Here is a 23,486-nt window from a genome sequence, read left to right on the forward strand (position 1 = left end):
AACAGCAGAAGCGATACCCAGATGACGAAACCCGCCGAGACGAGGAAGAAATCCGACCGCAAGGCGGCAAAGAAATTGCGGTCTGACACGGCGCAGCAGGATGTGGTTGCAGCCTCTGGCGCAGTCGCGTCACCCGAAGGCGCGTCACCTGCCACAGCGGCCCAGGCGAAACCAGCCGCCCCGGCGAAAGCGCCGCGCCTGCCTGCCGCGCGGCGGAGCAAGCTGGCGGGTCCGGCGCCCCGCCAGACATTTTCTGCGCCCATCGCCGCAGGCCTGGTCGATCACCTGCTGACCGAGGCGCTGAAGGCGGGGCGCGATCACGCGACCGAAGTGATGAGCTGGCACGCGCATTTCCCCTTTGCCCGCGCGCTGATCTCGCTGCTGGAGCCGCGCCTCGTGGTGGAACTTGGGGTCCATAAGGGGGATTCGCTGTTGTCGATGGCGGGCTCGATGCGCGATCTGGGGCAATCCGGGCGGCTGATCGGCATCGACACCTGGGGCGGCGACGACCATGCCGGCCATTATGACGGCGATGCGATCCTGCCCGATCTGATGCGGCGCGCGGCGGGCTTTGGCCCCTCGCTGACGCTCTTGCGCTCGACCTTCGCCGAGGCGCTGCCGGGCTTTGCCGATGGCAGCATCGACCTTCTGCATATCGACGGGCTGCATACTTATGAGGCCGTGCGCGAGGATTTCACCTCCTGGCTGCCGAAACTGGCGCCGGGCGGGGTGGTGATGTTCCATGACACCGCCGTCACCAGCGATGATTTCGGGGTCTGGCAGCTTTGGGAAGAGATCCGCACCCTCGGCCCCTCGTGCAATTTCCCCTTCGGCAACGGCCTTGGCGTGCTGGCGCCCGGCAAGGCCGTCGCGCCGGAAGTGGCCCAGCTGCTGGAAAGCATCGACCGCGGCGAGGACCGGGCCGGGCGCAATATCGCCCGCCTCTTCGAAGCGATTGGCCTTGCGCATGAGGCAGGCTCGCTGCGGCAGGCCCTGCAAGATCAGGCCAGCACGCAGGAGGCGAGGCTCGTGGAGGAGCGCAGCCGCGCCGGAACCGAGATCGACCGGCTGAACCAGCTGATCAACGCGGAACGCGCGCAGGCAGGCGCCGAATTCACCCGTCTGCGCGCCGAGGCCGAAACCCGCGAGACATCGGCGCGCGAGGCCTCGCGTCTTGTGGTCGCCAATCTGCAAAACCGGCTGGAAGATGAACGTCGCATCGCCGGATCGGAACAGGCGCGGCTGGAACAGCTGATCAGTTCCGAGCGAGAGCGCGCGACCCTGGAATTCCGCCGGCTGGAGCAGGAGGCCACGCAGCGCGAGGCAGCCGCCCTGACCCGCTCTGCGGGAGAAATCGCCCGCCTGGAGACCCTTGTCGCCGAGGAACGCCTCCGCGCACAGGCCGAGTTCACCCGACTTGCGGAAGATGGCGACCGGCGCGTGGCCGAAGAACAGGCACTGGCCCGTGACGAAAGCGCAAGGGTCCGTCAGGAGGTTGACGATCAGCTTGCCGCCCGCGACAGCCAGATCGCCCAGCTGCGCGCTCAGGCCGAGGATGAAGCCGCAGCGCTTGCGAAGCTGCAAGCAGAGAACGCGGCATTCACCGCCGCACGGGCGGCGCTGGCCGAACGCAACGCCTTTCTCGACGAAGCGGAAACCGCGCGCCGCCTCGACCGCGAGGCGTTTTCCGCCGAGGAGGCGCGGCTCAATCAGCTGATCCACGAAGACCGCGCCGCAGGTGGTGCAGAGATCGACCGGCTGAACCGCGAGATCGCCGGGCTGCATCGTGATTACCAGGGCGCACTGCACAATGCGCGGCTGAAAAGCCGCCTGGTGCGGCGGTTCAAACGCCTGGCCTTCCCGCTGTTCCGGGCATTGCCCATCCCGCGAAAGACGAAGAACCGGCTCCGGCTGGCGATCATCAACCGCTATGGCCAGCAATTGCAGCTGGTGCCGCCGAAATCACCGGCCCTGACGACGCAGACCCAGCTGCTGCTGCGCCAGGTCTCGCCGCGCACCCTCGCGCTCGCCCGCGCCTCTACCGGCGCACCGGTGGATCTGCCGAATCGCTCGGTCTCGGTGATCATCCCGGTCTATAACCAGATCGAATATACGCTGCGCTGCCTCGATTCGATCCGCCTGAACACCCAGGACATCGACTATGAGGTGATCGTGGTCGATGACTGTTCGTCGGACATGACCGAGATCATGCTCTCGGCGCGCGACGACATCACCTATCTGCGCAACCCGGAAAACCGTGGCTTTATCGGGTCGTGCAATGCCGGCCTGGCAAAGGCCACCAGGACCTATGTCTGCTATCTGAACAACGATACCGAAGTGACGCCGCGCTGGCTTTCGGCGCTGGTCGACACCTTCGAAATGCATCCCGGCACCGGCATGGCGGGCGCGCAGCTGATCTATCCGGACGGGCGGCTGCAGGAGGCCGGCGGCCTCATCTGGGATGACTTTTCGGGCTGGAATTGGGGGCGGCTGCAAGACCCCGAGGCGCCGAAATACCAATATGCCCGCCAGGCGGATTACTGTTCGGGCGCCGCGATCCTGCTGCCCCGCGCTTTGGCAGATGCGATCGGTGGCTTTGATCCGGAATTCACCCCGGCTTATGGCGAAGACAGCGATATGGCCTTCCGCCTGCGGGCGATGGGACTGAGCGTGATGTATCAGCCGCTGTCGCGCGTGGTGCATTACGAGGGCGTGACCTCGGGCACCGACACGACCAAAGGCGTCAAGGCCTACCAGGTCATCAATGCCGAAAAGCTGAAACACCGCTGGTCACATGTGCTGCCACATCAGGGCGAGAATGGTGTCGACCCGGACCGTGCGGCGGATCGGGGCCGCATTGGCCGCGTGCTGGTGATCGACCAGATCACCCCGGAAACCGATAAGGATGCGGGTTCCATCACCGCGCTCGAACTGATGCTGGGATTGCGCGATCTGGGCTATAAGATCAGCTTCATCCCCTGTTCGAACTTTACCTTCATCCCGGATTATTCCGAACTTCTCGGCGCGCATGGCATTGAATCGGTGCTTTATCCCTTTGCGCGCTCGGTCGAGGATCACCTGACCCAGACCGGCGACAGCTATGACGCGGTGGTGCTGTTCCGCGTCAATACCGCCAGCGATCATCTGGAGACGGTGCAGCGCCTCGCCCCGTCGGCGAAGGTGATCTTCCACAATTCCGACCTGCATTTCCTGCGCGAGGAACGGGCGAAACAGGTCGACAATCCCAATATCGCCGAGGGCCGGATCTCGTCCGAGACCACCAAACGCGTCGAGCTATCGATCATCGAGGCGGCGGATGTGAATATCGTCCACTCGCATTACGAAAAAGAGCTGCTGGCTGACCTGCTGCCCGCGGCAAAGGTCGTGGTCTTCCCCTGGGTCTATGAGCCGCGGGGCGCCGGTAAAGCCTTTGCGAAGCGTCAGGATATCGTCTTCCTTGGTGGATATCGCCATTACCCCAATGTCGATGCCGTGCTGCATTACGCGAAGGATGTGGCGCCCCTGATGGGGGCGAAGATGGCGGGGGTGAAGTTCCGCGCCATCGGCTCGCACCCGACCGAAGAGATGAAGGCGCTGGCCTCGGACCATCTGCGGATCGAGGGCTTTGTCGAAGACCTTGACCCGGTGCTCGGATCGGCGCGGGTCATGCTGGTGCCGCTGCGCTACGGCGCGGGGCTCAAGGGCAAGATCGTGACCGCGATGGCACATGGTCTGCCGGTGGTGACCACCTCGGTCGGCGCCGAAGGCATGGCCCTGACCGATGGCGAGAATGTGCTGATCGCCGACAGTCCCGAGGACATGGCGGCGGCCGTGCAGCGGCTTTACTCCGATGCCGCGCTCTGGCAGCGGCTGGCGCTGAACGGGCTGCGTTTTGTGGCGAAAACCACCTCGCGCGAGGCCGGCTACCGTATCGTGGCCGAGATCCTCGACGCCGCCGGCATGGCGCAGCTGCCGCTCTTGCCGGCAGGCGTCAGTGATGACGGCGACGTTCCGGCGCATCACATGCCGGCGGGCACGCCCGCCGCGCTGCGCAACCCGGCTGAACTGGCCCGCGCGGCGCTGAAGGCCAGCGGCGCCCAGGGCAAGGTCAGCGACTGCCTTCTGTGGCTGCCGCATGGCACCAGCCTGAGCGCAGCACCCGGGCCCGCGCCGCGCATGATCCAGCTTGGCCAGCATGAGGGCCAGGCGCCGAAGCTCTTCTCGGGGGTGGCCTGCCTGGTTCTGGACGCCTTTAACGACCAGAACACCGCCGAGGCCCTGCGCCAGGCAAAAGCCCAGGGCGCGCTGGAAAATGGCACCGTGATCTGCTTCCTGCCGCCGGTCCTCGCCATCCGCAATGGGGTCTGGACGCTGCATGACAGCCTCTCGGGCCTGGCGGTCGCCGATGCAGGCGCCCGTGCGCCCGCCCATATCCGTCATGCGGCGCTTATGGAGAGCCTCGGGTTGCGACCGCGCTGGCAGGCCGATGCGAGCCTTACCGGCTTCCCGGGCCTGACCCTGGCGGTTTTGGGCTGAACGATTGCCGCCGGGGCCTCCGCTGGCCCCGGCCCCGGCTCAGGCGGGATCAGCGTTCGTACAAAAGCCGCTTCACATCCTTGCGCAACAGCAAAAGCCCGGTGACCCCCAGCGCCAGTGACACCAGCACGACATAAAGCGGCGAGGCATAGCTCGCGTCATAGGTCGGGTAAAAGCCCGACCGCATGATGCCAACGATATGCACATAGGGGTTGAACCAGAGATATTCGCGCAAGGCCAGTGGCAGCGAATTGAAGATGAAGAAGACGCCCGAGATCATGAACAAAGGCCGCGAAATCAGCGCCCAGATCACATGCCAGAGGTGGAACCGCATGAACAGAAAGGCGTTCAGCGTGCCAAGCGACAGGCCGAACAGCGCCGCCAGCGCTATGGCTTCGGCGATTTGGGCAATGTCGACCACGGCGCGCGTGTCATAGAATGTGATGATCGTTGCCATAACGATGTAGAAGACCAGAATTTCGACCGAGAAATTCACGAGAAACCGCGCCACGATCGCATCCACGAACGTCACCGCCGGATAGGCCAGCAAGGGTTTCGAGAACAAAAGCGAATTGCCGATCTTGTTGGTCAGCGTGGTCGCCATCAGGAAAGGCAGCAGGCCCGTGGCGTAGAACAATTCAAAACTGGTGCCGATGGCGGGGCTGTGGAACAGGAACGAGAAGGTGAAGGTCAGGATCGCGATCCCGGCCACCGGTTCGAGAATGGCCCAGATATAGCCGCCGGGCGTGCGGCCATAGGTGGTCGACATCTCGCGCAGCATCAGTGCCGCTATGGCGCGGAAACTCGCAAAGCTGCGCGTCTTCGTGCTGGAGGGAGCAGGTTTCTGAGGCTGGGAAAAACGCGCCGTCATTCGGATTGATCTCGCATCTGACAGGATGGCGGGCCGCATGCCCCCGTTTTCCGGAGCGGTCAGGATCCGTATGACCGGACCCCTCTGGCAGGGCCGGCGGCGCTGGCCAGGGCGAAAAACCAGGGCGCTGCCCCGAAGCCCCACCCACAGCGCGGCCTGTCTTTTGAAAATAACACCGGGCAACCGGCGGCGGCAAGCGCATTCGCGGCAGCGCCAGGGCACATATTCTGGTAATCCATCTGCGATAGGCCTATAGTCCGGCGACAGGCTACCGCAAACTCAGGCGCAGGTCAGGATCAATTGACACCATCCGACAGACCGGCTCCGGCCGCTCCCGCACCCGGCGCGGCGGCCAGCCCGAATCCTTCCGCCACAACTGCCGCTAATGCCCCTGTGCACGGCCAGTTCCCGGCCGCGCCGCCGCTTCAGGCGCCGTTGAACCAGGAGCGGCCCCCTGTGCCACCCCCGCCGGGCCCCGCCGCGCGCAGGCCTTCTCCGCCGGTCGCCGCCCCTTCGGTGGCTGTACCTCCAGGAGCCGCCCCCCCCGTGCGCGCGCCCCAGGCGACACCAGTGCCCGCCCCGGCTGTACGGCCGGTGGCCAGTCCGGTGATACCGCCCGCCCCTGCAGCACCTGTCGCCGCAGTCCCTCCCGCCGCCGCAGCTGCGGTTGCCCCAACTTCCCCTGCGCCACGGCCCCCAGCGCCACAGGCCGCAGCACCAGTGGCGCCTGCGCCTCAACCCGCACCTGCCGCACCAGCACCAGCACCTGCCGCAGCCGCACCTGCCGCACCGGGACAGGCCCGGCCGGCAGTGGCGCCACCTGCTCAGGCCGCAACGCCTGCCGCAGGTGTTGCCGGGCAAGCCAACGCGGCGCCCCGCCCCGTTGCCGTGCCTCCTGTTGCCGTGCCTCCCGCTGCCGCGCAGCCCGCGCCCACAGCGCCGCAAGCTCAGCCTGCCGCGACGCCGTCAGCGGCGCGACCTGCCGCAGGAGCATCACCCGCCGCAGCGGCTGTCGCTCCAGGAGCGGCCCCTGCCGCAGCTCAGCCTCAGCTGGCCGTGGTCCGGCCCCAGCCAACGGCGCCGGCGCCGGCACCGGCCGCTGCGGCCAATGTCGTGGTGCCCGCCCGCATCCCCCCCGCCCCGGCCGTCCTGCCGCCGCGCATGCCGGCGGTTGCTCCGGCCCAGCCGATCCGCCCCAGCGGCCCGGTATTCAATGCGCTTCCGACCGCATCGCGCAGCCGGTTGCGCCGGCGCCATATCGCGCTGATGGGCTCTTTCGTCCTGCTGGTGCTGCTGCCGGTTCTGGTCGCCGCCTGGTATCTCTGGGCCCGCGCCGCCGACCAGTATTCCTCGATGCTGGGGTTTTCCGTGCATCGCGAAGATGGAGGCTCGACGCTCGGTCTTCTTGCCGGAATCTCAAGCTTTACCAGCACCGGATCGACCCCCGACACCGATATCATCTATAATTACATCTTCAGCCAGCAGGTGGTGGCCGAAATCCAGAACGAGATCAACCTGGTCGGGATCTGGTCGAAACCCTCGGGCGACCCCTGGTATACCTATGACCCGAGCGGCAGTATCGAGGACCTTCTCGACTACTGGAAGCGGATGGTCAGCGTCTATTACGACAGCTCGACCCGGCTGATGGAAATCAGGGTTCTGGCCTTCGACCCCGATGATGCGCAGCATATCGCCCAGGCGATCTATGAAAAATCCGGGGTGATGATCAACCGGCTGAACGAGATCGCCAATGAAGATGCCGTCGCCTATTCGCGCAAGGAGATGGAGGAAACCCGCGAAAAGCTGGTGGTCGCGCGGCAGGAGATGACCGCCTTTCGCAACAAGTATCAGATCGTGGATCCGACGCTGGATCTGCAAAGCCAGTCCACCATCCTCAACGCGCTGGAACAGGAACTGGCCCAGTCGCTGATCGATTACGACCTGCTTTCCGGCACGACCCCGGAAAGCGATCCCAGGGTGAAAGTGCTTGATCGCCGCATCACGGTGATCCGTGACCGCATCGCGGCCGAGCGTTCCAAAATCGGCGCTATCGGCGGCGAGAACGGCGAAAGCATGGCCGATGTCGTGGCGGAATATGAACGGCTGACCGTCGACCGCGAATTCGCCGAGGCAAGCCATACCGCCGCCCGCGCCGCCTATGAGGCCGCCCGCGTCCAGGCAACGCGCCAGTCCCGCTATCTGGCGGCGCATGTGCTGCCGACCCGGGCCGAGACCTCACGCTTTCCCGAACGTGAAAAGAAGCTCGCGACTGTAGCAGTCTTCCTGATCATGCTCTGGGGGGTGCTGGTGCTGGTGTTCTATTCGCTGCGCGACCGGCGCTGAAACGACGCGATGGGCAGAGAAGGGCTGCAGGCGCAATGATCCAGTTCATCAACCTGACCAAGACATTCACCCTGGAAGGGGTGAGCAAGACGGTCGCGAACAATGTCAGCCTGACGATTCCCTCACGCACTTCGGTCGCGCTGCTGGGCAGGAACGGCGCCGGAAAATCGACGCTGCTGAAGATGATCGCGGGCACGCAGTCGCCCAGCTCGGGCGAAATCCGCATCACCGGATCGGTGTCCTGGCCGGTGGGCTTTGCCGGCAGCTTTCACCCCGACCTCTCGGGCGCGCAGAACACCCGCTATGTGGCGCGGCTTTACGGTGTCGACAGCGACGAGCTGGTGGCCTTTACCGCCGATTTCGCCGAGCTGGGCAAGCATTTCAACCTGCCGATCCGCACCTATTCCTCGGGGATGGTGTCGCGGCTGGCCTTCGGGGTCTCGATGGGGATCTCGTTCGACACCTATCTGGTCGATGAGGTCACGGCGGTCGGCGATGTCTCGTTCCGCAAGAAATCGAACGATCTTTTCCTTGAACGGATGCACAATTCCGGCTCGATCGTGGTGAACCATTCGGTGGCGGTGATCCGGCAGCTCTGCAATGCCGCGATCGTGCTGGAAGATGGCGTGCTGAGCTATTTCGAGGATATCGAAGAAGCGATTACCGCCCATAACCGGAATATGGGCACCACCTGAGCCCTCGGCCTGCGACACTTCCTCTGCCCCCTGCGGCGGCCTCAGATCAGCTGCACCGACTGCATCAGCAGATCAGGATCGGTGATACCGAAGACAATCAGCTGATGGCCGTCGGCAAAGCTGATCCGCACCGCATTGGCCTCGCCGGCCATGGCAGCCCGCAGCGAAGTGGTGGTCAGAGCGACGCCGCCAATCACCGTCTGGATCTGGAGGCGGTCCTCGCCATGGGTGAAATCCCTGACCAGATCGCGCCCGGCTTCGAAGACGAAAGTATCGCGTCCCGCGCCGCCATAAAGCACGTCATTACCCGCGCCACCGGAAAGCACATCATTGCCATCCCCGCCGATCAGCGTGTCATCACCGCCGCGGCCATAGATCGTGTCATTCCCCGCCATGCCAAGAATGCTATTGGCAAGATTGTCGCCAGAGAGCCGGTCAGAGAACTGGCTTCCCGCCAGGTTCTCAACCTCCCGGAAGTTGTCCCCCGCAGCCTCGCCGGTGCCTGCAGCGGGGTTCATCATATCGACCACCACCGGCGTCAGTGCGTTCCAGTAGACGGCAAGGTCGATCCCCGCGCCCCCGATCAGCAGATCGGCCCCGAGCCCGCCGCTCAGCGTATCATTGCCGTCACCGCCATTCAGCGTGTCATTGCCACTGCGCCCGATCAGCGTGTCATTGCCGCCCATGCCCATGAGGCAGTTTGGCTGCATATTGCCGGTGATCCGGTCGCCGTAAAGCGTGCCTGCCACCGCTTCGATGCCGGTAAAGGTGTCACCAAAGGCGTCGCCGCTGCTCAGATGCGAGAGCACCATGTCAATGGCAAGCCCCACCGGCGAATCCCAGTAGAACACCAGGTCATAACCATTGCCGCCGATAAAGGAATCCGCCCCCGGCCCGCCATTCAGCATGTCATCGCCGTCGCCGCCGCTCAGCGTATCATTGCCGCCGCGCCCATAGAGCGTGTCATTCCCCGCCATGCCCAGGATCGAATTATTCGCATTATCGCCTGCGATGTGATCATGGAACAATGTGCCCGCCACGCTTTGGATCGTGTTGAAACGGTCGCCCAGGGCATCACCGGTGCCAAGCTGGGGGTAGATCATGTCGATGCGCAGGCCGATGGGGCAATCCCAGTAATAGACCAGATCATAGCCATTGCCGCCGATGAAATAATCCGCCCCCGGCCCGCCATTCAGCAGGTCATCGCCATCGCCGCCATTCAGCGTATCATCGCCCTCGCGCCCCTGCAGCGTGTCATTGCCGGCCAGGCCGCTCAGCGCATTATTGCCCCTGTCGCCGAGCAGGTAATCATTGAACAAAGTGCCGGCGACATGCCCGATCTCTTCGAATGTATCGCCCCGCGCCTCGCCGGTGCCGTTCAGCGGATTGGCCATATCCACCCGGATCCCGCCTGTCAGATCCCAGTAAAAGACCGTGTCATTCCCCGGTCCGCCGTAGAAATGATCCGCTCCCGCCCCGCCGCTGAGCAGATCATCCCCATCGCCGCCGTAAAGCGTGTCATTGCCCCCACGCCCCAGCAATGTATCATTGCCGGCGCCCCCTTCGAGCATATTGCCGACATTCGCGCCGGCCAGGTGATCGCCCCAGGCCGTGCCGGTCAGCGCCTCTATCATGCCGTAGAACTGGCCGGTCACCGGCCCTCCGGTGCCGCGCTGCAACAGAAGGTCAACCCGGACCGCCGCCAGCAGCGCCGAGAAATCCACCCGGTCGAACCCGTCGCCACCGAGCAATGTATCCATGCCTTCGCTGGCGAGGAACAGGTCATCGCCCGCCGTGCCCATCAGATAATCGGAGCGCGGCGTGCCCGCAATCGCGCTTCCCGGCCGTGAGATGCTGTAATCGGCATGCCAGAGATCAAATATCCCTGAGGTCGCGAAACCGGCCACGGATAAAGGCAGGCCATTGGCGGAATAGATCACCAGCTCTTCCGACGCATAACGGATGATCGCGCCATTCGCGGTCGGAATGATGATCAGATCACGGAGCGAATAGAATCGCCCCCAGGCGCTGAGGTCGAGACGGTCAATGCCGGGCTGGAAGTCATGGATGTAATCCACCACCCCATCCGACGAGAGCACGAAAAGATCCGCCCCCGCGCCGCCATACATCCGGTCACTGCCCGGGCCATCCATAACGATATCATCGCCCGCTCCGCCATAAAGGATATCATTTCCGGCCCCGCCCTGGATCAGATCATGACCTGCGCCTCCGGCCATTGTATCTGCGCCTGCGCTGCCGGTCATCGCGGCCGGCAATGCGCCTGTCGCGACGAAAAGCCGGGTGATGCCGGTGCCCTCGCCCGCGACATAGACCCAGAACCCGTCAGTCCCGGGCTGGACCGCCAGCGAAGTGATATTGTGCAGCGCCAGTCCCGGCCCCTGCAACACGGTCGCGGCGATGACAAAGCGGCCGCCGGGCAGGACCTCGAAGACATGCAGACCCCCGTCGCTGCCACCGGCGACCAGAAAGCCACGGCCATTGATTGTGATCACCTCCAGCGTGGTGACGCCGCGAAACCGCGTGTCCAGCGTATCAATCAGCTGATCCGCCACGCTCATTGCGCCGCTGGCTGACAGCGCCAGAAGCGTGATCGAAGAGCTGCTGCCCGAGGCGACCGCCAGATAAGAGGTGCCATGCGCTTCGAAATATCTGAGCGCCGTGGGGTCATTGATCCCCAGCCCCATTGATGCCCCGATGCTGCTGGCCACGAAAGGCAGCCCGCCGGTTGTCAGCCGTAAAATATCGATCCGGTCGCCCTGGAGCGAGCTGACCGCCACAAATTGCGCAGCCCCGATGTTAAAGCCGGTCATCCCCGAGATATTGATCCCCGCCTGGTCCGGCCCCAGCCGCAGCGTGCCGGTCAGGCTCATGACCCCGTTGGTGGTGGCCACCGAATAGACCGAGACCAGACCGCTGTCGGTCGTTGCGGCATAAAGCCAGGTCTGGCCGCCAAAGGCCATCAGCGCCTGGGCCGAAATGATCCCCGACGGCCCGCCATCGGGGCGCGCGGTATTGCGCAATGTGCCATCCGCATTCAGCCGGAACGAAACCAGCGTGCCCTCTTCGACGCCCGAGAAGATCAGATGCTGGCTCGTCCCCAACTGGTAAAGATCCAGCGTCGGCGGTGCCGAAAGGCGCCCGCGCGCGGCCACCAGCCCCTGGCTTACCAGACGCATCCCGCCAGAGCCGATCTCGAAGCCGAGCACCCCGCCTCCGGCCCGGGTCGTCGTATATAACATCAGCCGCGACCCGATTGAGGTCAGCAACATATCCCCGATCCCCGACACCATATTCAGCGGCGCATCGGTGAAGGTTTCCAGAACATCCACCCGAAACATGGTCCACACCCGTCATTCCCCTGGTGAGATCCTGCGGCAAACGGGCTTTCCGGCTTCTTGCCGCAATCGGGCAGGATCGCGGCATTCGCGAACGGTTTTACGCAATCCTGAAGCAATGATCGGGATATGCCCGGCCCTCTGCGGCCGGTTTCGCGCCCGGCCCCGCAGCCGGTGATTGCGCGTGGCGCCACTTTCGGCAAAGGATGGCGGGACGTGAAGGGCTGCGCCAGCCAGGAAAGCGCGTGCATGGCCGGCAGGGTGAAAATGCGTCAGAATGACCAGCATGTAACAATCGTGATGGCCACCCGTAACGGGGAGGCCCATCTGCCCGAACAGCTCGCCAGCATTGCCGCGCAGAGCCATCCGTCCTGGTCGCTCTTTGTTTCGGATGACGGATCGACCGACCGGACCCGCGAGATCCTTGACGCATTCGGCAAAAGACATCCCGTCAGCCTGGTCGAGGGGCCAGGGCGCGGTGCGGCGGCGAATTTCCTCTCAGCGCTGTGTCATCCCGACCTGGCACCCGGCATTACGGCGCTCGCGGATCAGGATGATGTCTGGCTGAAGGGCAAGCTTGCGCGCGGGCTGCGCCGCATGGCTGCGGCAGAGCGCAAAATGGGCGGCGCGCAGCCCCATGCGCCGCTGCCGGTGATCTATGCCGGGGAAAGCATGCTGGCCGACGGAGCGCTGAATACGCTCAGCCAGTCGAAATCCGGGCGCACAAGGCCGGGATTCGCGCCCTCGCTGGCACAGAACCTCTTTGCCGGCCATTCGATCATGCTGAATGCGCCCGCGCTGGATCTCGTCCGGCGCAGCGGCGTGCCCGAACGGGTAAGCTGGCATGACTGGTGGCTGTATCAGCTGATCGCCGGCTGCGGGGGCGCCCTGGCGCTCGACCCGACGCCGGTGGTGATCTACCGTCAGCATGGTGGCAATGCGCTTGGCGGCGCGCGGGGCACGGCGGCAGGGAAACGCCGGCTTGCGATGCTCCTGAGCGGGGAATGGGGCCGCATGATGCAGGATCACGCCCTGGCCCTGAAGGCGCGCGAGGCCCTGCTGACCCGTGACGCGCGCAAGACGCTGGACGGCTTTCTGGACGCGCCGGAATTTGGCCCGGCGCGGATCCTTGCTTTGCGCCGGCTCGGCATCCGCCGCAGCTCGCGCATCGGGGATGCGGCGCTTGCGGCGGCGGCCGCCTTCGGCCGGATCTAGCTCCAGCGACCGATCGCCATGGCCCTGAGCCCGACCGGCGCGGGCTTCGAGACCAGCGCCAGCACCCTGAGCGACACCGAAGTCACCACCGGCGTCGCATGGGAAAGCCAGCAGTCGACCGCATCCGCCATGCCCGACACCACCGGTGTCGATCCCGTTACGAAAACAGCCGGATAGGTCCAGGTCACCGCCGCCGAGGTGAACCCCGAACCGAGTGCGGTCGAGACATTCGGGGTCGAAATTCCGTTGCGCCAGCAGATCTGGGTGCCATCTGCATAGCGGATATATTCGCCATTCGCGTTCGAACCGCGCTCGATCACCGCGCCGGCGGGCACACCGCCCGATTGGCTTACCGTGCCGAGGATATTGTTGCGCGCAAAGACCTGCGAGCCGGCGCGGGTCAGATCCTGCGGGAAATCGGCGACCCCGGTTGCCGCCGCCACCTGCACCCCGGTGAACCAGGTGGCGCCATTGGCGCTGACCTTGACCGAGAAATCGCTGCCGCCCGCCGTTCCCATCTCGGCCCGCCCCGACCAGGCGGTCTGGAACAGGAGACTCGCGGTATCTCCCGCTGCGGCCTTGTTCAGCTTGAGCTGCACGCCCGCGCCCTGATGGGTCATCAGCACCGCCTCAGAGGCCACCGCGAGCCGGTTCACCGCATCGGGTGTCGTGCTGACGCCCAGCCGGGCATAGCCACCCTCGATCTCGTTCGGGGTCTTCCAGGTGAGGCCGTCATAAACTGCCTCGCGCGCCTCGCCCAGCACCCAGGCCCGCCATCCGGGCTGCGGCGCGTGGAACTGCCAGCCCGTTCCGGTCAGGACCGCAATCCGCCCCTCCTGCCCGACCCAGATCCCGGTCGCAGTGCCTGCCACCAGATGCCGGTCGCCAGGGGTCGCCGTCACCGGAGGCGTGGTGCGGTTGCGGTCCAGCACGGCAAGCTGCACCACGGCATCCAGCGCCAGCAGCGCCTCGTTATGGGTCACATGTTTCTGCGCCTGGGCAGGCAGGATCAGCGGCAGGCCAAGAATATCGGTGGTATCGGACATATTTGCCTCCATGCGAGGTCAGAGCCACAGTTAACCGCGAGGCATGTCGCGCACCCGCGGGGCAGAGGCTATGAAGGCAGGGTTTAACAGGGCCTGGCCCGGCGCGCGCCGGATCCGCGCCGCGCGCAACAGCTCAGGTCGCGGGGCCGCTGGTGCCGGCGCCATCTGCTGCCCGGATCACCCGGCGCGCATTGGCTTCGGCGCGGATGTTGAAGCTGATCGCCCCGATAATCACCGCGCCGCCCAGGATCACAAACGGGTCGATCCCCTCATGGAAGAAGACCGCCCCCATCAGCGCCGCCCAGATGATCTGCAGGAAGCTGACCGGCTGCGTCACCGCCAGCGGGGCCGCGGCAAAGGCCCGCGTCATCGCATAATGCCCCAGCGTCGCAAACCCCGCCCCAAGCGCCAGCGCCGCGATCTGCCACAGCGCCACCGGCTGCCAGTCGATCAGCGCCAGCGGCAAAAGGCCAAGCGCCGACGTATAGGTCATCATCGCAACAATGACCCCCGCCGGGGCAAGCGCGCTCAGCCGTTTCGCAATGACATAACCACCCGCGAACAGAAACGCCGCCCCCAGCTGCGCCCAATGACCGAGGGCAATCTCGCGCAACCCGGGGCGCAGCACGATCAGGGCCCCGGCAAAGGCGACCAGCGCCACGAGGATGCGCCGCAGGCTCAGCCCCTCGCCCAGCAAGAGCCCGCCCACGATCAGCACGATCACCGGGTTGAGAAAGCCGATGGCGGAAACCTCGGCCACAGGAATCCGCGCCATGGCATAGAACCACAGGATCACCGCGCCGACATGGAAGATCCCGCGATACCCGAAGAGCTGCCAGACCTGCGCCGGATAGCCCGCGCGCAGGATTGCGGACAGCATCGGCAGGAAGAACACCAGCCCGACAGCAAAGCGCAGAAAAGCCGATTGCGTCGCCGGCAGCGAGGTGCCGACATATTTCACTGCCCCGTTCACGCCAACCATGGCAATGCCCGAAACCAGCATCCAGATAATCCCCGCAACCGGGCGGTCGGCCTGCCTGTTCCACATCCATCCCGGTTGCGCCGGTTTTCAGGAAAAGGCAAGGGAGAGCGCGATGGCCCACATCACAAGGCCCACGCTGATCTCCAGCACGACCCATGCGCGGGGCTTTGCGAAGACCGGCGCAAGAAAGCGCGCGCCAAAGCCAAGCGCCGAGAAAAAGCTGAAAGACCCCGCCGCCGCCGCGATCCCGAAGGCCAGGCGATGCCCGTCATGCTGCGCCGAAACCGAGCCGAGCAGCACCACCGTATCAAGATAGACATGCGGATTGGCCCAGGTCAGCAACAGGACCGTGCTCACGACCTTGCCGCGCGAGACCTTTGCCGCCGCGGAGGGCACCAGGGCTTCGCCGCCCTGCATCGCAGCGCGAAATCTCAGTGCGCCGTAAACCACCAGAAAGGCCACGCCGCCCCATTTCATCACCGGCAATGCCCAGGGCGCGGCGCGGCTCATGGCGCCGAAACCGGCCACGCCCAGCGTGATCAGAAGTGCATCCGAGATCGCACAGATCGCCACCACCAGGCCGACATATTCCCGCCGGAGCCCCTGGCGCAGTACGAAAGCATTCTGCGCCCCGATGGCGAGGATCAGGCTCAGCGCCGTGAAATAGCCTGACAACAGCGCCTCGAACATCTGCATCCTCCCGGGTTACCCAGGCCTCGCTACCGCTTGCGGGTGACATAAATCCAGTTAATGTTTCTTTGTCTGATTAAGTTTGGCTTATCCCGATGCTCGACCCCGGCTGGCTTGCCGCCCTCTCTGCCATTCACCGGCGCGGCGCTTTTGACCTCGCCGCGGCAGAGCTTTCCGTGACACCCCCGGCGATCTCGCAACGTATCCGGGCGCTGGAAGAACGGGTCGGCATGCGGCTGATCCGGCGCGGCCAGCCCTGCGAGGCGACGCCGGAAGGCCTGCGGCTGATCCGCCATTTCGACGAGATCAGCCTGCTGGAACGGCAATTGGCCAGGGATCTGCCGGCCCTTTCCGCCGGGCCGGCGCCGCTCAGGATCGCGGTCAATGCCGACAGCCTGGCGACCTGGGTGCTGCCGGCGCTGCGCGCCTGCGAGGGCGATTTTCTCTTTGATCTCGTGATCGACGACCAGGATGTCAGCCAGGACTGGCTCAGACGCGGCGAGGTGATGGCGGCGGTGACATCCCATCCCGGCCCCTTGCAGGGCTGTGACACAGTGGCGCTCGGGTCGCTGCGCTATCTGGCCACCGCGAGCCCGGACTTCATGGCGCGCTGGTTTGCCGGCGGCGTCACGGCGGAGGCGCTCGCCCGCGCGCCCTCGCTGATCTATTCCGGAAAAGACAGGCTGCAACAGACCTGGGCCGCGCGGATGGCCGGCCCGGTGACACTGCCCTGCCACCGGATCGGCGCGAGCCAGGCCTTTGTTGATGCCGCGCTGCTGGGGCTGGGCTGGGCGATGAACCCGGAAACCCTCGCGCGCGCCCATATCAGCGCCGGCAGGTTGCAGGAGGTGGTGGCGGATTCGGCGCTGGACGTGGCGCTTTACTGGCAGTTCCCACGTCTGGTCGCCCCGGCCCTTGCGCCGCTGACCCGCGCGATCCGACAGGCGGCTGCCGAAATTCTCGTGCCCCCCTCTGCCGCCTGAGGCCCCCTTACCATCTGATCCGCGACGGGAAGATGAATTCCTCCTCGGGCTTTGGCCCCTTCACCCCCGCCAGGCCGAAGGTGAGGCGCCTGAGCTCGCCGGTGGCCGCAGATTTCAGCCCCGGATCCAGTGTGACCGGCGCGCCAATGGCAATGCGCAACGGCTTTTTCGCGCGCCTCAAGGTCTCGCGGAAGATCAGCGCCACGCGGAGCGGATAGGAATAATGGCTCGCGATCTGGAAGAGGCGTGAATTCTGGCCATGGAACCAGACCGGCAGCACCCGGACCCCGGGCCGCGTTGCAAGGCGCGAGACGAAAGGATGCCAGGCCGGGTCCGCCGCGCGGCGCGAGAGCGGCTTTGGCGCGGTCGAGACGCCGCCCGCCGGGAAGATTACCAGCACATGCCCCGCCTCGAGCCAGTCGCTCGCCGCGCGCCGCGTCTCGGCCGAGCTGCGCCGCGCCTCCGGGCCATGGCTGAAATCGACAGGCAGCACCAGGTCCTTCGCTTCGGGCGCGTGGGCCAGTGCGGCGTGAACCATCAGCTTCACATCGGGGCGGATCCGGGTGATCAGATCGCCGATCGCCAGCCCGTCCGCGATGCCGAAAGGGTGGTTCGCCACCACGAGAAGCCCGCCGGTTTTCGGGATCAGCCCCTCATCCCCGGCGGTATATTCGGTGCGCAGACCGAGGACACGCATCGCCTCGGCAAAAACCGGCGCCTGCGCATCCCGGCCCGGATCGCTGCGCCAGTCGCGATAGAGCCGCTCGATCCGGGTCTGGCCCGAAAGGCGCTCCACCGCGCGGATCAGCCGGCGGCGCAGCGGGCTTTGATCAGGATGCGAATAGGTGAAGACCGGGCCCGCAGGGAGTGCGCCGGGAAGCCTGTTTTGCAGATCATCACAGGCCCTGCCAGATGGGTGCATTGGCAAGGCCGCAAAGCTGTCATCCCCATGCACCATCTGCCCCATGCGTCTGTCCCGTCCTGCACCGGACGCGGGAAGCGCGCCCTTCTGGCACCGCAAATTACAACCGCGAGGTGACACAGAGGTGACGGTGGCGTTCCTGGGAACGCGGGCAAGAAAAAACCCCGGCGCGATGGCCGGGGTTCTGATCGTCGGAAAAGACGGATCTCAGAGCTGTGCGGCGACGTCGTCGGGCACGTCGAAATTATGGGTGACGGTCTGGACGTCGTCATCCTCTTCCAAGAGATCCACCAGCTTCATCAGCTTTTGCGCGGTGTCGAGATCGACCTCGGTGCGCGATTGCGGGCGCCAGACAAGTTTGGCCTCGGTCGATTCGCCAAGCGTGGCCTCCAGCGCGTCCGAGACGGAGGAGAGGTCTTCTACCCTGCAATAGATCCAGTGGCTCTCGTCATCGGTCTCGACATCTTCGGCTCCGGCCTCGATTGCGGCCATCATCACCGAATCGGCATCGCCGGCCGAAAGCGGGTAAGAGATCTCGCCCAGACGATCAAAGCTGTGCGACACCGAACCGGTCTGGCCCATATTGCCGCCCGCTTTGGTGAAATAGCTGCGCACATTCGAGGCGGTGCGGTTGAGATTGTCGGTCAGCGCCTCGACGATGATGGCGATACCGCCCGCGCCGTAGCCTTCATAGCGGATTTCGGAATAATCCGCCGCATCGCCCATCTGCGATTTCTTGATGGCGCGGTCGATCACGTCTTTCGGCATCGAGACCGCTTTGGCGGCTTTCACCGCGAGACGCAGACGCGGGTTCTTATCGGGATCCGGGTCGCCCATTTTCGCGGCGACGGTGATCTCTTTCGAGAGCTTCGAGAACATCTTCGAGCGGATGCCATCCTGCTTGCCCTTGCGGTGCTGGATGTTCGCCCATTTCGAATGGCCTGCCATAGGGGCCTCATTCCTTCGATTTCGCTGGTGGGGTTCCTTACACCGCCGCCGGGGGATGCGGCAAGGGCCGGGGGACCAGTCCCCCGGAGCCCCCTGGAGTATTTTCGTCAAGAGGAAGGTCAGAGCGGCCAGAAGACCGGGATCAGGGCCGCGCAGAGGAACATCAGGATGATGTTGAGCGGCAGACCAACCCGCATGTAATCAGAGAAACGGTAGCCGCCGGGACCGTAGACCATCATATTGGTCTGGTAGCCAACGGGCGTCGCGAAGGCGAGCGTGGCCGAGAACATCACCGCGACCACCAGCGGGCGCGGGTCGATGCCGAGATTGTTGGCGAGCTCAATCGCGACGGGGGTGTAGATCACCGCGACGGCGTTGTTCGAGAGGAACTCGGTCAGGACCAGGCCGAGGAAATAGACCGCAAGGATCAGGAAGAAGGGCGAGAGACCCTGGAGCCAGGGCGCGGCAGCATTGACGATCATCTCGACCGCGCCGGAACGGTCGAGCCCCTCGCCCACCGCCAGCATGGCGAAGATCATCGCAAGGAGCCGCCCGTCGACAAAGCTGAAAGCCTCATCACTGTCGACGCAGCGCGTGACAAGGATCACCGCCACGGCGAGGAAGGCCAGCAGCTGGATCGGCGCCACGTCAAAGGCCGAGAGGATGACGATGAAGGCCAGTGCCCCTACCGCGATGGGGGCTTTCGCGCGGCGATAGGGCTTTTCACGCGGGCGGGTGATGTCGACAAGGTCCATATCGGCGGCAAGCCGCTGGATGTCTTCGATGGCGCCTTCGAGCAGCAATGTATCGCCGACCCGCACCACCAGATCATCCAGCTGGCGCCCGATATTCTGGTTGCGGCGATGCGCCGCCAGCACATAGACCCCGTAGCGGCGGCGCAGGCGCAGGTCGCCGAGGCGCTGGCCCTCCATCCGGCAGCCGGGGCCGATCAGCACCTCGACCGTCTCGGTTTTGACCGAGGAGAGCTTGTCGACCAGATGCACTTCGCGCCGGCGGTCGAACTCCATCAGATCGGCCATTTCGGCGCGCAGCACCACGCGGTCGCCGGGTTCGAGCCGGACCGGCGCGAGGTCACGGCGGAGCGAGGCGTCGCCGCGCAGAACGTCGATCAGCCGCACGCCGTTCCGGCGAAACAGATCAACCTCCAGCGGGGCCTGGCCCACCAGCGGGCTGTCTTCCGGGATCGCGACTTCGGTGAAATATTTCATCTTGCGCCGGTCGGTCAGCAGCATCCCCATCGACTGGCGCACCGGCAGCAGGCGATTGGCAAAAAGCCCGAGGAAGACCGCGCCGACACCCGTTACCGCAAGCCCCAGCGGCAGGATCTCGAACAGGGTGAAATGCGACATGCCCGCCTTCACCGCGACCCCGTCCACCAGCAGGTTGGTCGAGGTGCCGATCAGCGTCATCATCCCCGCCATCACTGTCATGTAAGACAGCGGGATCAGAAGCTTGGACGGAGCCGTGCCCATTTTCAGCGCCAGTTGCATGACCACGGGGATCATCACCGCCACCAGAGGCGTGTTGTTCATAAAGGCCGAAGCCACCGCGATAAAGCTGAAGAGCGCGACAATGGTCAGGCGCGGTCGCCCCTCGACCGATTTCTCGGCGGTATGGATCACCTGCTCGATGGCACCGGTGCGCACCAGCCCGCCCATCACCAGAAACATCAGCGCAATCGTCCAGGGCGCCGGGTTCGACAGCACCGATTGCGCCTCGGACAAGGGCAGGAAGCCAAGCACCATCATCATCGCTGCGGCCGCAATGGCGGTGACCTCGACCGGGATGATCTCTGAGACAAAGAGGCCGAACATCACGACAAGGACGGTCAGCGCCACCCAGGGCTGCGCGGCGGCGGAGATTTCAAACCAGAGCATCATGACCTTCAACTGAACTGACGGCCTTATAGGACGCCCCCCCTGATCGGGGAAGAAAATTCTACAAAGCCGGTCGTCTTTGGGTCTGAGCTGGTGTCGCCCCGGCCCGAACAGGGCCCGAGACGCTCTGAGCGAAGAAAGTGCCGCCTGCGACGGCAGAAGGCCAGGGGCGCTCGATCAGGGGCCGGATTGCTGCAGGCGGCCGCCCTGGCGGACCATTACCACGCGGGTGGCAAGACCGGTCCGGTCATCGGTCTCGACATAGACCCCCGACAGCGTCGCCTCACCCGCAGCCGGCTCGAAGCGGGTCTTCGACATGCCGGTGACGAAACGGCGCATTGGCTCCAGCTTTTCCATGCCGATCACCGAATCGTAATCGCCACACATGCCGGCATCGGACAGATAGGCGGTGCCGCCCTTCAGGATCTGCGCGTCGCCGGTGGGCACATGGGTATGGGTGCCGACCACCAGGCTCGCCTGACCATCACACCAATGTCCGAGCCCCATCTTCTCGGATGTCGCCTCGGCATGGACATCGATGATCGCGGCCTGGACGCTGACGCCCAGGCGATGCGCTTTCAGCACCGGATCCACGGCGGAAAACGGATCGTCAAAGGGTTGCTTCATGAACACGCGGCCCAGCACCTGCGCCACCAGCACCTTGCGTCCGCCGGCTGCATCAAACACCCGCGCGCCCCGTCCCGGCGCGATCCTGGAATAGTTCAGCGGCCGGATCACCCGCGGCTCAGCTTCCAGAAATTGCGCCATATCCTTCTGGTCAAAGGCGTGATCCCCCAGCGTGACCACATCGGCCCCCGCCGCCAGGATCCCCTTCGCATGTTCAGCCGAAAGGCCCATGCCCCCGGTCGCGTTCTCGCCGTTCACCACAACGAAATCGAGACCCCAATCCGCGCGCATCTTCGGCAGACCGGCTGCAATTGCCGTCCGCCCGCTGCGCCCCATCACATCGCCAAGAAAAAGCAGTTTCATGGGAAATCCGCTTATGCCTCCCCCCCCTTCCCTGCAAGCCCCATTCCTCTTGACTTAAATACTCCCGCCGGAGGCATCCCCGGCCAGCCAGCAGCGCCCTGTTGAGCCCCCGGGCGGAACCCGCTAACCAAAGGCCATGTCGCCAGATCAGATCCAGACCCTCTTCACCCGCCGCGATGGCAGCTTCCTCTGCGCCCGCTGGGGTCGCCCCATCGTGCCGGTGATCTTCGGCACCGATGATGCGACGCTTGCGACCGTCAAGGGCGCCATCGAGGCGATCGTCGCCCTTGCCGGCCACCGTATGGCGGAAACCGACCCCGAGCTCGGCGCCAATCTGATGGTCTTCTTCTTCCGCGACTGGGCGGAACTGCCGCAGGTGCCAAAGCTCGACCATATGATCCCCGGCCTCGGGCCACTTTGCGAGCGGCTCAGCGCCGAGGGTGCCAACCGCTACCGCACCTTCCGTTTCGACGAGACCGGCGCGATCAAAGCAGTCTTCCTGTTCCTCCGGATGGATGAGCACCTCTCGGACATGCCCGCCCAGGACCTCGCGCTGGCCCAGGGGGCAGAGGCGATGCTCTCCTTCGCAGATGGCGCCTTCAGCCAGATTTCGCCGCTGGCCCGCAGCGAAGGCAATGTGATCCTGCATCCCGATCTCGCGCTCCTGATCCGCGCCGCCTATGATCCGATCCTGCCTGCGGTGGCCCAGGATGCCGGCCATGCGCTGCGGCTGATGGCACGCATGCTCCCCACCCCTGACAGGATCGCAGCCCCCGATGCATGAATTCAGCCTCCGCGTCTGGTATGAGGACACCGACCTCGCCGGCATCGTCTATTACGCCAATTACCTGAAATTCATCGAGCGCGGCCGCAGTGACTGGGTCGCTGCCTGCGGCATCGACCAGATCGCTTTGCACAGCCAGCAGGACATCGTCTTCGCCGTCCGCCGGGTCGAGGCCGATTATCTGCGCCCCGCAAAATTCCAGGACGCCCTGACCGTCACCACCACACTCACCTCGGTCACCGGTGCGCGCATCGTGCTGGACCAGGAGGTCCGGCGCCAGGACGAGACGCTGTTTCGCGCCACTGTCACACTGGTCTGCCTGACCGGCGCTGGCCAGGCCAGCCGCATCCCGGCAGAAATCCGCGCGCGGCTCGCCCCTTCGCTGCACTGAGCCGCCGCAAAGCCGCAACTGCCGCCCCGCTCACGCCACATTCGCTAAGATGTGTTGGCATTCCCCTTGTAACGCTGCTAGAATCAGGTCTAACGACCGGCGAATACTGACCGGCGATCTTAAACGAGCAGGCGCAATGGACCCCACCACCCTCGCGACAGCCGCGCAGGAGATTGACTTCTCGCTGCTGGCCCTCTTTGCCCGTGCGACCTTTACGGTCAAACTGGTGATGATCCTTCTGATCGGCATGTCCTTCTGGGCATGGGCCATCATCATCCAGAAACACATCCTCTTCCGCAAATCGCGCGCCGAGGCCGCAGCTTTCGACCAGGCCTTCTGGTCAGGCGAGCCGCTGGACGAGCTTTACGAGCGGATCGGGCCGGAACCCCAGGGCGCATCTGAGCGGGTCTTCGCGGCCGGCATGCTGGAATGGCGCCGCAGCCACAAGCAGGACGGCGCGCTGATCGCCGGCGCCCAGGCCCGGATCGACCGCGCCATGGATGTCGCCATCGCCCGCGAAAGCGAAAAGCTGAACAAGGGCCTGTCCTTCCTCGCGACCACCGGCTCGACCGCGCCTTTCATCGGGCTTTTCGGCACGATCTGGGGGATCAAACACTCCTTCGAGGAAATCGCGATCTCGCAAAACACCTCGCTCGCCGTCGTGGCCCCCGGCATCGCCGAAGCGCTGCTCGCGACCGGCATCGGCCTGATCGCCGCAATTCCGGCCGTGGTGTTCTACAACAAACTGAACGCAGACAGCGAACATATCCAGGGCAACTGGGAAAGCTTTGCCGATGAATTCGCGACCATCCTGTCGCGCCAGCTGGATTCCTGAT

Annotated in this window: 17 protein-coding genes; 8 read left to right on the top strand and 9 right to left on the bottom strand. The window is 65.0% G+C overall.

Annotated features, from left to right (window positions below):
• The first annotated feature begins 21 nt into the window (after window positions 1-21).
• On the top strand, window positions 22-4,536 hold the full coding sequence (locus JC607_RS09145) for a glycosyltransferase (RefSeq protein WP_198836623.1): 4,515 nt from the start codon (window positions 22-24) through the stop codon (window positions 4,534-4,536).
• Between the two features lie 49 nt (window positions 4,537-4,585).
• On the opposite strand, the gene JC607_RS09150 is transcribed toward JC607_RS09145, so the two are convergent.
• Window positions 4,586-5,407 (bottom strand): ABC transporter permease, encoded by an 822-nt coding sequence (locus tag JC607_RS09150; protein WP_198836624.1) that lies wholly within the window; start codon window positions 5,405-5,407, stop codon window positions 4,586-4,588.
• Between the two features lie 1,056 nt (window positions 5,408-6,463).
• Between JC607_RS09150 and JC607_RS09155 the strand changes: the two genes are divergently transcribed.
• Together JC607_RS09155 and JC607_RS09160 are read left to right on the top strand one after the other, a co-directional pair.
• The gene (locus JC607_RS09155; protein WP_198836625.1) at window positions 6,464-7,750 is read left to right on the top strand and encodes a hypothetical protein; all 1,287 of its coding nucleotides are present in this window, start codon (window positions 6,464-6,466) and stop codon (window positions 7,748-7,750) included.
• Between the two features lie 35 nt (window positions 7,751-7,785).
• Window positions 7,786-8,445: an ABC transporter ATP-binding protein gene (locus JC607_RS09160; protein ID WP_198836626.1), complete on the top strand. Its 660-nt coding sequence runs from the start codon at window positions 7,786-7,788 to the stop codon at window positions 8,443-8,445.
• Window positions 8,446-8,486: 41 nt separating this feature from the next.
• On the opposite strand, the gene JC607_RS09165 is transcribed toward JC607_RS09160, so the two are convergent.
• Complete coding sequence (locus tag JC607_RS09165) at window positions 8,487-11,804, bottom strand: calcium-binding protein (protein WP_198836627.1); 3,318 nt, start codon at window positions 11,802-11,804, stop codon at window positions 8,487-8,489.
• Between the two features lie 126 nt (window positions 11,805-11,930).
• On the opposite strand from JC607_RS09165, the gene JC607_RS09170 reads away from it, so the two are divergent.
• Complete coding sequence (locus JC607_RS09170) at window positions 11,931-13,016, top strand: glycosyltransferase (RefSeq protein WP_198836628.1); 1,086 nt, start codon at window positions 11,931-11,933, stop codon at window positions 13,014-13,016.
• Here the strand turns inward: JC607_RS09170 and JC607_RS09175 are convergent.
• From JC607_RS09175 to JC607_RS09185, 3 genes are all read right to left on the bottom strand, one after another.
• Window positions 13,013-14,062 carry a DUF2793 domain-containing protein gene (locus JC607_RS09175; RefSeq protein ID WP_198836629.1) on the bottom strand — a complete coding sequence of 350 codons (1,050 nt, stop codon included), beginning with the start codon at window positions 14,060-14,062 and terminating at the stop codon, window positions 13,013-13,015. The two genes, JC607_RS09170 and JC607_RS09175, sit on opposite strands and share 4 nt — an antisense overlap.
• A gap of 133 nt (window positions 14,063-14,195) precedes the next feature.
• Window positions 14,196-15,110 (bottom strand): DMT family transporter, encoded by a 915-nt coding sequence (locus JC607_RS09180; RefSeq protein ID WP_233092798.1) that lies wholly within the window; start codon window positions 15,108-15,110, stop codon window positions 14,196-14,198.
• A gap of 21 nt (window positions 15,111-15,131) precedes the next feature.
• Window positions 15,132-15,734 carry a LysE/ArgO family amino acid transporter gene (locus JC607_RS09185; RefSeq protein ID WP_198836630.1) on the bottom strand — a complete coding sequence of 201 codons (603 nt, stop codon included), beginning with the start codon at window positions 15,732-15,734 and terminating at the stop codon, window positions 15,132-15,134.
• Between the two features lie 95 nt (window positions 15,735-15,829).
• Here JC607_RS09185 and JC607_RS09190 point away from each other — a divergent pair, with 95 nt between their 5' ends.
• Window positions 15,830-16,717 carry a LysR family transcriptional regulator ArgP gene (locus tag JC607_RS09190; RefSeq protein ID WP_198836631.1) on the top strand — a complete coding sequence of 296 codons (888 nt, stop codon included), beginning with the start codon at window positions 15,830-15,832 and terminating at the stop codon, window positions 16,715-16,717.
• A 7-nt stretch (window positions 16,718-16,724) separates the two neighbouring features.
• Here JC607_RS09190 and JC607_RS09195 read toward each other — a convergent pair whose 3' ends face one another.
• From JC607_RS09195 to JC607_RS09210, 4 genes are all read right to left on the bottom strand, one after another.
• On the bottom strand, window positions 16,725-17,684 hold the full coding sequence (locus JC607_RS09195; protein ID WP_198836632.1) for a lysophospholipid acyltransferase family protein: 960 nt from the start codon (window positions 17,682-17,684) through the stop codon (window positions 16,725-16,727).
• Between the two features lie 162 nt (window positions 17,685-17,846).
• Window positions 17,847-18,587 (bottom strand): YebC/PmpR family DNA-binding transcriptional regulator, encoded by a 741-nt coding sequence (locus JC607_RS09200; protein WP_198836633.1) that lies wholly within the window; start codon window positions 18,585-18,587, stop codon window positions 17,847-17,849.
• A gap of 119 nt (window positions 18,588-18,706) precedes the next feature.
• On the bottom strand, window positions 18,707-20,485 hold the full coding sequence (locus tag JC607_RS09205) for an SLC13 family permease (protein WP_198836654.1): 1,779 nt from the start codon (window positions 20,483-20,485) through the stop codon (window positions 18,707-18,709).
• 177 nt (window positions 20,486-20,662) lie between these two features.
• Entirely contained in the window at window positions 20,663-21,475 is an 813-nt protein-coding gene (locus tag JC607_RS09210; protein WP_198836634.1) for a TIGR00282 family metallophosphoesterase, read from the bottom strand.
• Between the two features lie 136 nt (window positions 21,476-21,611).
• Here JC607_RS09210 and JC607_RS09215 point away from each other — a divergent pair, with 136 nt between their 5' ends.
• The 3 genes from JC607_RS09215 to tolQ all read left to right on the top strand — a co-directional run bounded on the left by JC607_RS09215 (window position 21,612) and on the right by tolQ (window position 23,485).
• Window positions 21,612-22,259: a hypothetical protein gene (locus JC607_RS09215; RefSeq protein WP_198836635.1), complete on the top strand. Its 648-nt coding sequence runs from the start codon at window positions 21,612-21,614 to the stop codon at window positions 22,257-22,259.
• Entirely contained in the window at window positions 22,252-22,650 is a 399-nt protein-coding gene (gene ybgC / locus JC607_RS09220) for a tol-pal system-associated acyl-CoA thioesterase (protein WP_198836636.1), read from the top strand. The genes JC607_RS09215 and ybgC overlap by 8 nt, the downstream gene beginning before the upstream one ends.
• Before the next feature lie 136 nt (window positions 22,651-22,786).
• On the top strand, window positions 22,787-23,485 hold the full coding sequence (gene tolQ / locus JC607_RS09225; protein ID WP_092899623.1) for a protein TolQ: 699 nt from the start codon (window positions 22,787-22,789) through the stop codon (window positions 23,483-23,485).
• Window position 23,486 lies beyond the last annotated feature (1 nt).

The organism is Paracoccus sp. IB05, from assembly GCF_016405985.1.
Classification (GTDB): domain Bacteria; phylum Pseudomonadota; class Alphaproteobacteria; order Rhodobacterales; family Rhodobacteraceae; genus Pseudogemmobacter.

Coding starts and splice junctions, on each gene's coding strand:
- JC607_RS09175 (WP_198836629.1), bottom strand. CDS start 14,062: ATGTCCGATACCACCGATATTCTTGGCCTGCCGCTGATCCTGCCTGCC.
- JC607_RS09145 (WP_198836623.1), top strand. CDS start 22: ATGACGAAACCCGCCGAGACGAGGAAGAAATCCGACCGCAAGGCGGCA.
- JC607_RS09165 (WP_198836627.1), bottom strand. CDS start 11,804: ATGTTTCGGGTGGATGTTCTGGAAACCTTCACCGATGCGCCGCTGAAT.
- JC607_RS09205 (WP_198836654.1), bottom strand. CDS start 20,485: ATGCTCTGGTTTGAAATCTCCGCCGCCGCGCAGCCCTGGGTGGCGCTG.
- JC607_RS09170 (WP_198836628.1), top strand. CDS start 11,931: ATGCCCGGCCCTCTGCGGCCGGTTTCGCGCCCGGCCCCGCAGCCGGTG.
- JC607_RS09210 (WP_198836634.1), bottom strand. CDS start 21,475: ATGAAACTGCTTTTTCTTGGCGATGTGATGGGGCGCAGCGGGCGGACG.
- JC607_RS09190 (WP_198836631.1), top strand. CDS start 15,830: ATGCTCGACCCCGGCTGGCTTGCCGCCCTCTCTGCCATTCACCGGCGC.
- tolQ (WP_092899623.1), top strand. CDS start 22,787: ATGGACCCCACCACCCTCGCGACAGCCGCGCAGGAGATTGACTTCTCG.
- ybgC (WP_198836636.1), top strand. CDS start 22,252: ATGCATGAATTCAGCCTCCGCGTCTGGTATGAGGACACCGACCTCGCC.
- JC607_RS09195 (WP_198836632.1), bottom strand. CDS start 17,684: ATGGGGCAGATGGTGCATGGGGATGACAGCTTTGCGGCCTTGCCAATG.
- JC607_RS09160 (WP_198836626.1), top strand. CDS start 7,786: ATGATCCAGTTCATCAACCTGACCAAGACATTCACCCTGGAAGGGGTG.
- JC607_RS09185 (WP_198836630.1), bottom strand. CDS start 15,734: ATGTTCGAGGCGCTGTTGTCAGGCTATTTCACGGCGCTGAGCCTGATC.
- JC607_RS09150 (WP_198836624.1), bottom strand. CDS start 5,407: ATGACGGCGCGTTTTTCCCAGCCTCAGAAACCTGCTCCCTCCAGCACG.
- JC607_RS09215 (WP_198836635.1), top strand. CDS start 21,612: ATGTCGCCAGATCAGATCCAGACCCTCTTCACCCGCCGCGATGGCAGC.
- JC607_RS09180 (WP_233092798.1), bottom strand. CDS start 15,110: ATGTGGAACAGGCAGGCCGACCGCCCGGTTGCGGGGATTATCTGGATG.
- JC607_RS09200 (WP_198836633.1), bottom strand. CDS start 18,587: ATGGCAGGCCATTCGAAATGGGCGAACATCCAGCACCGCAAGGGCAAG.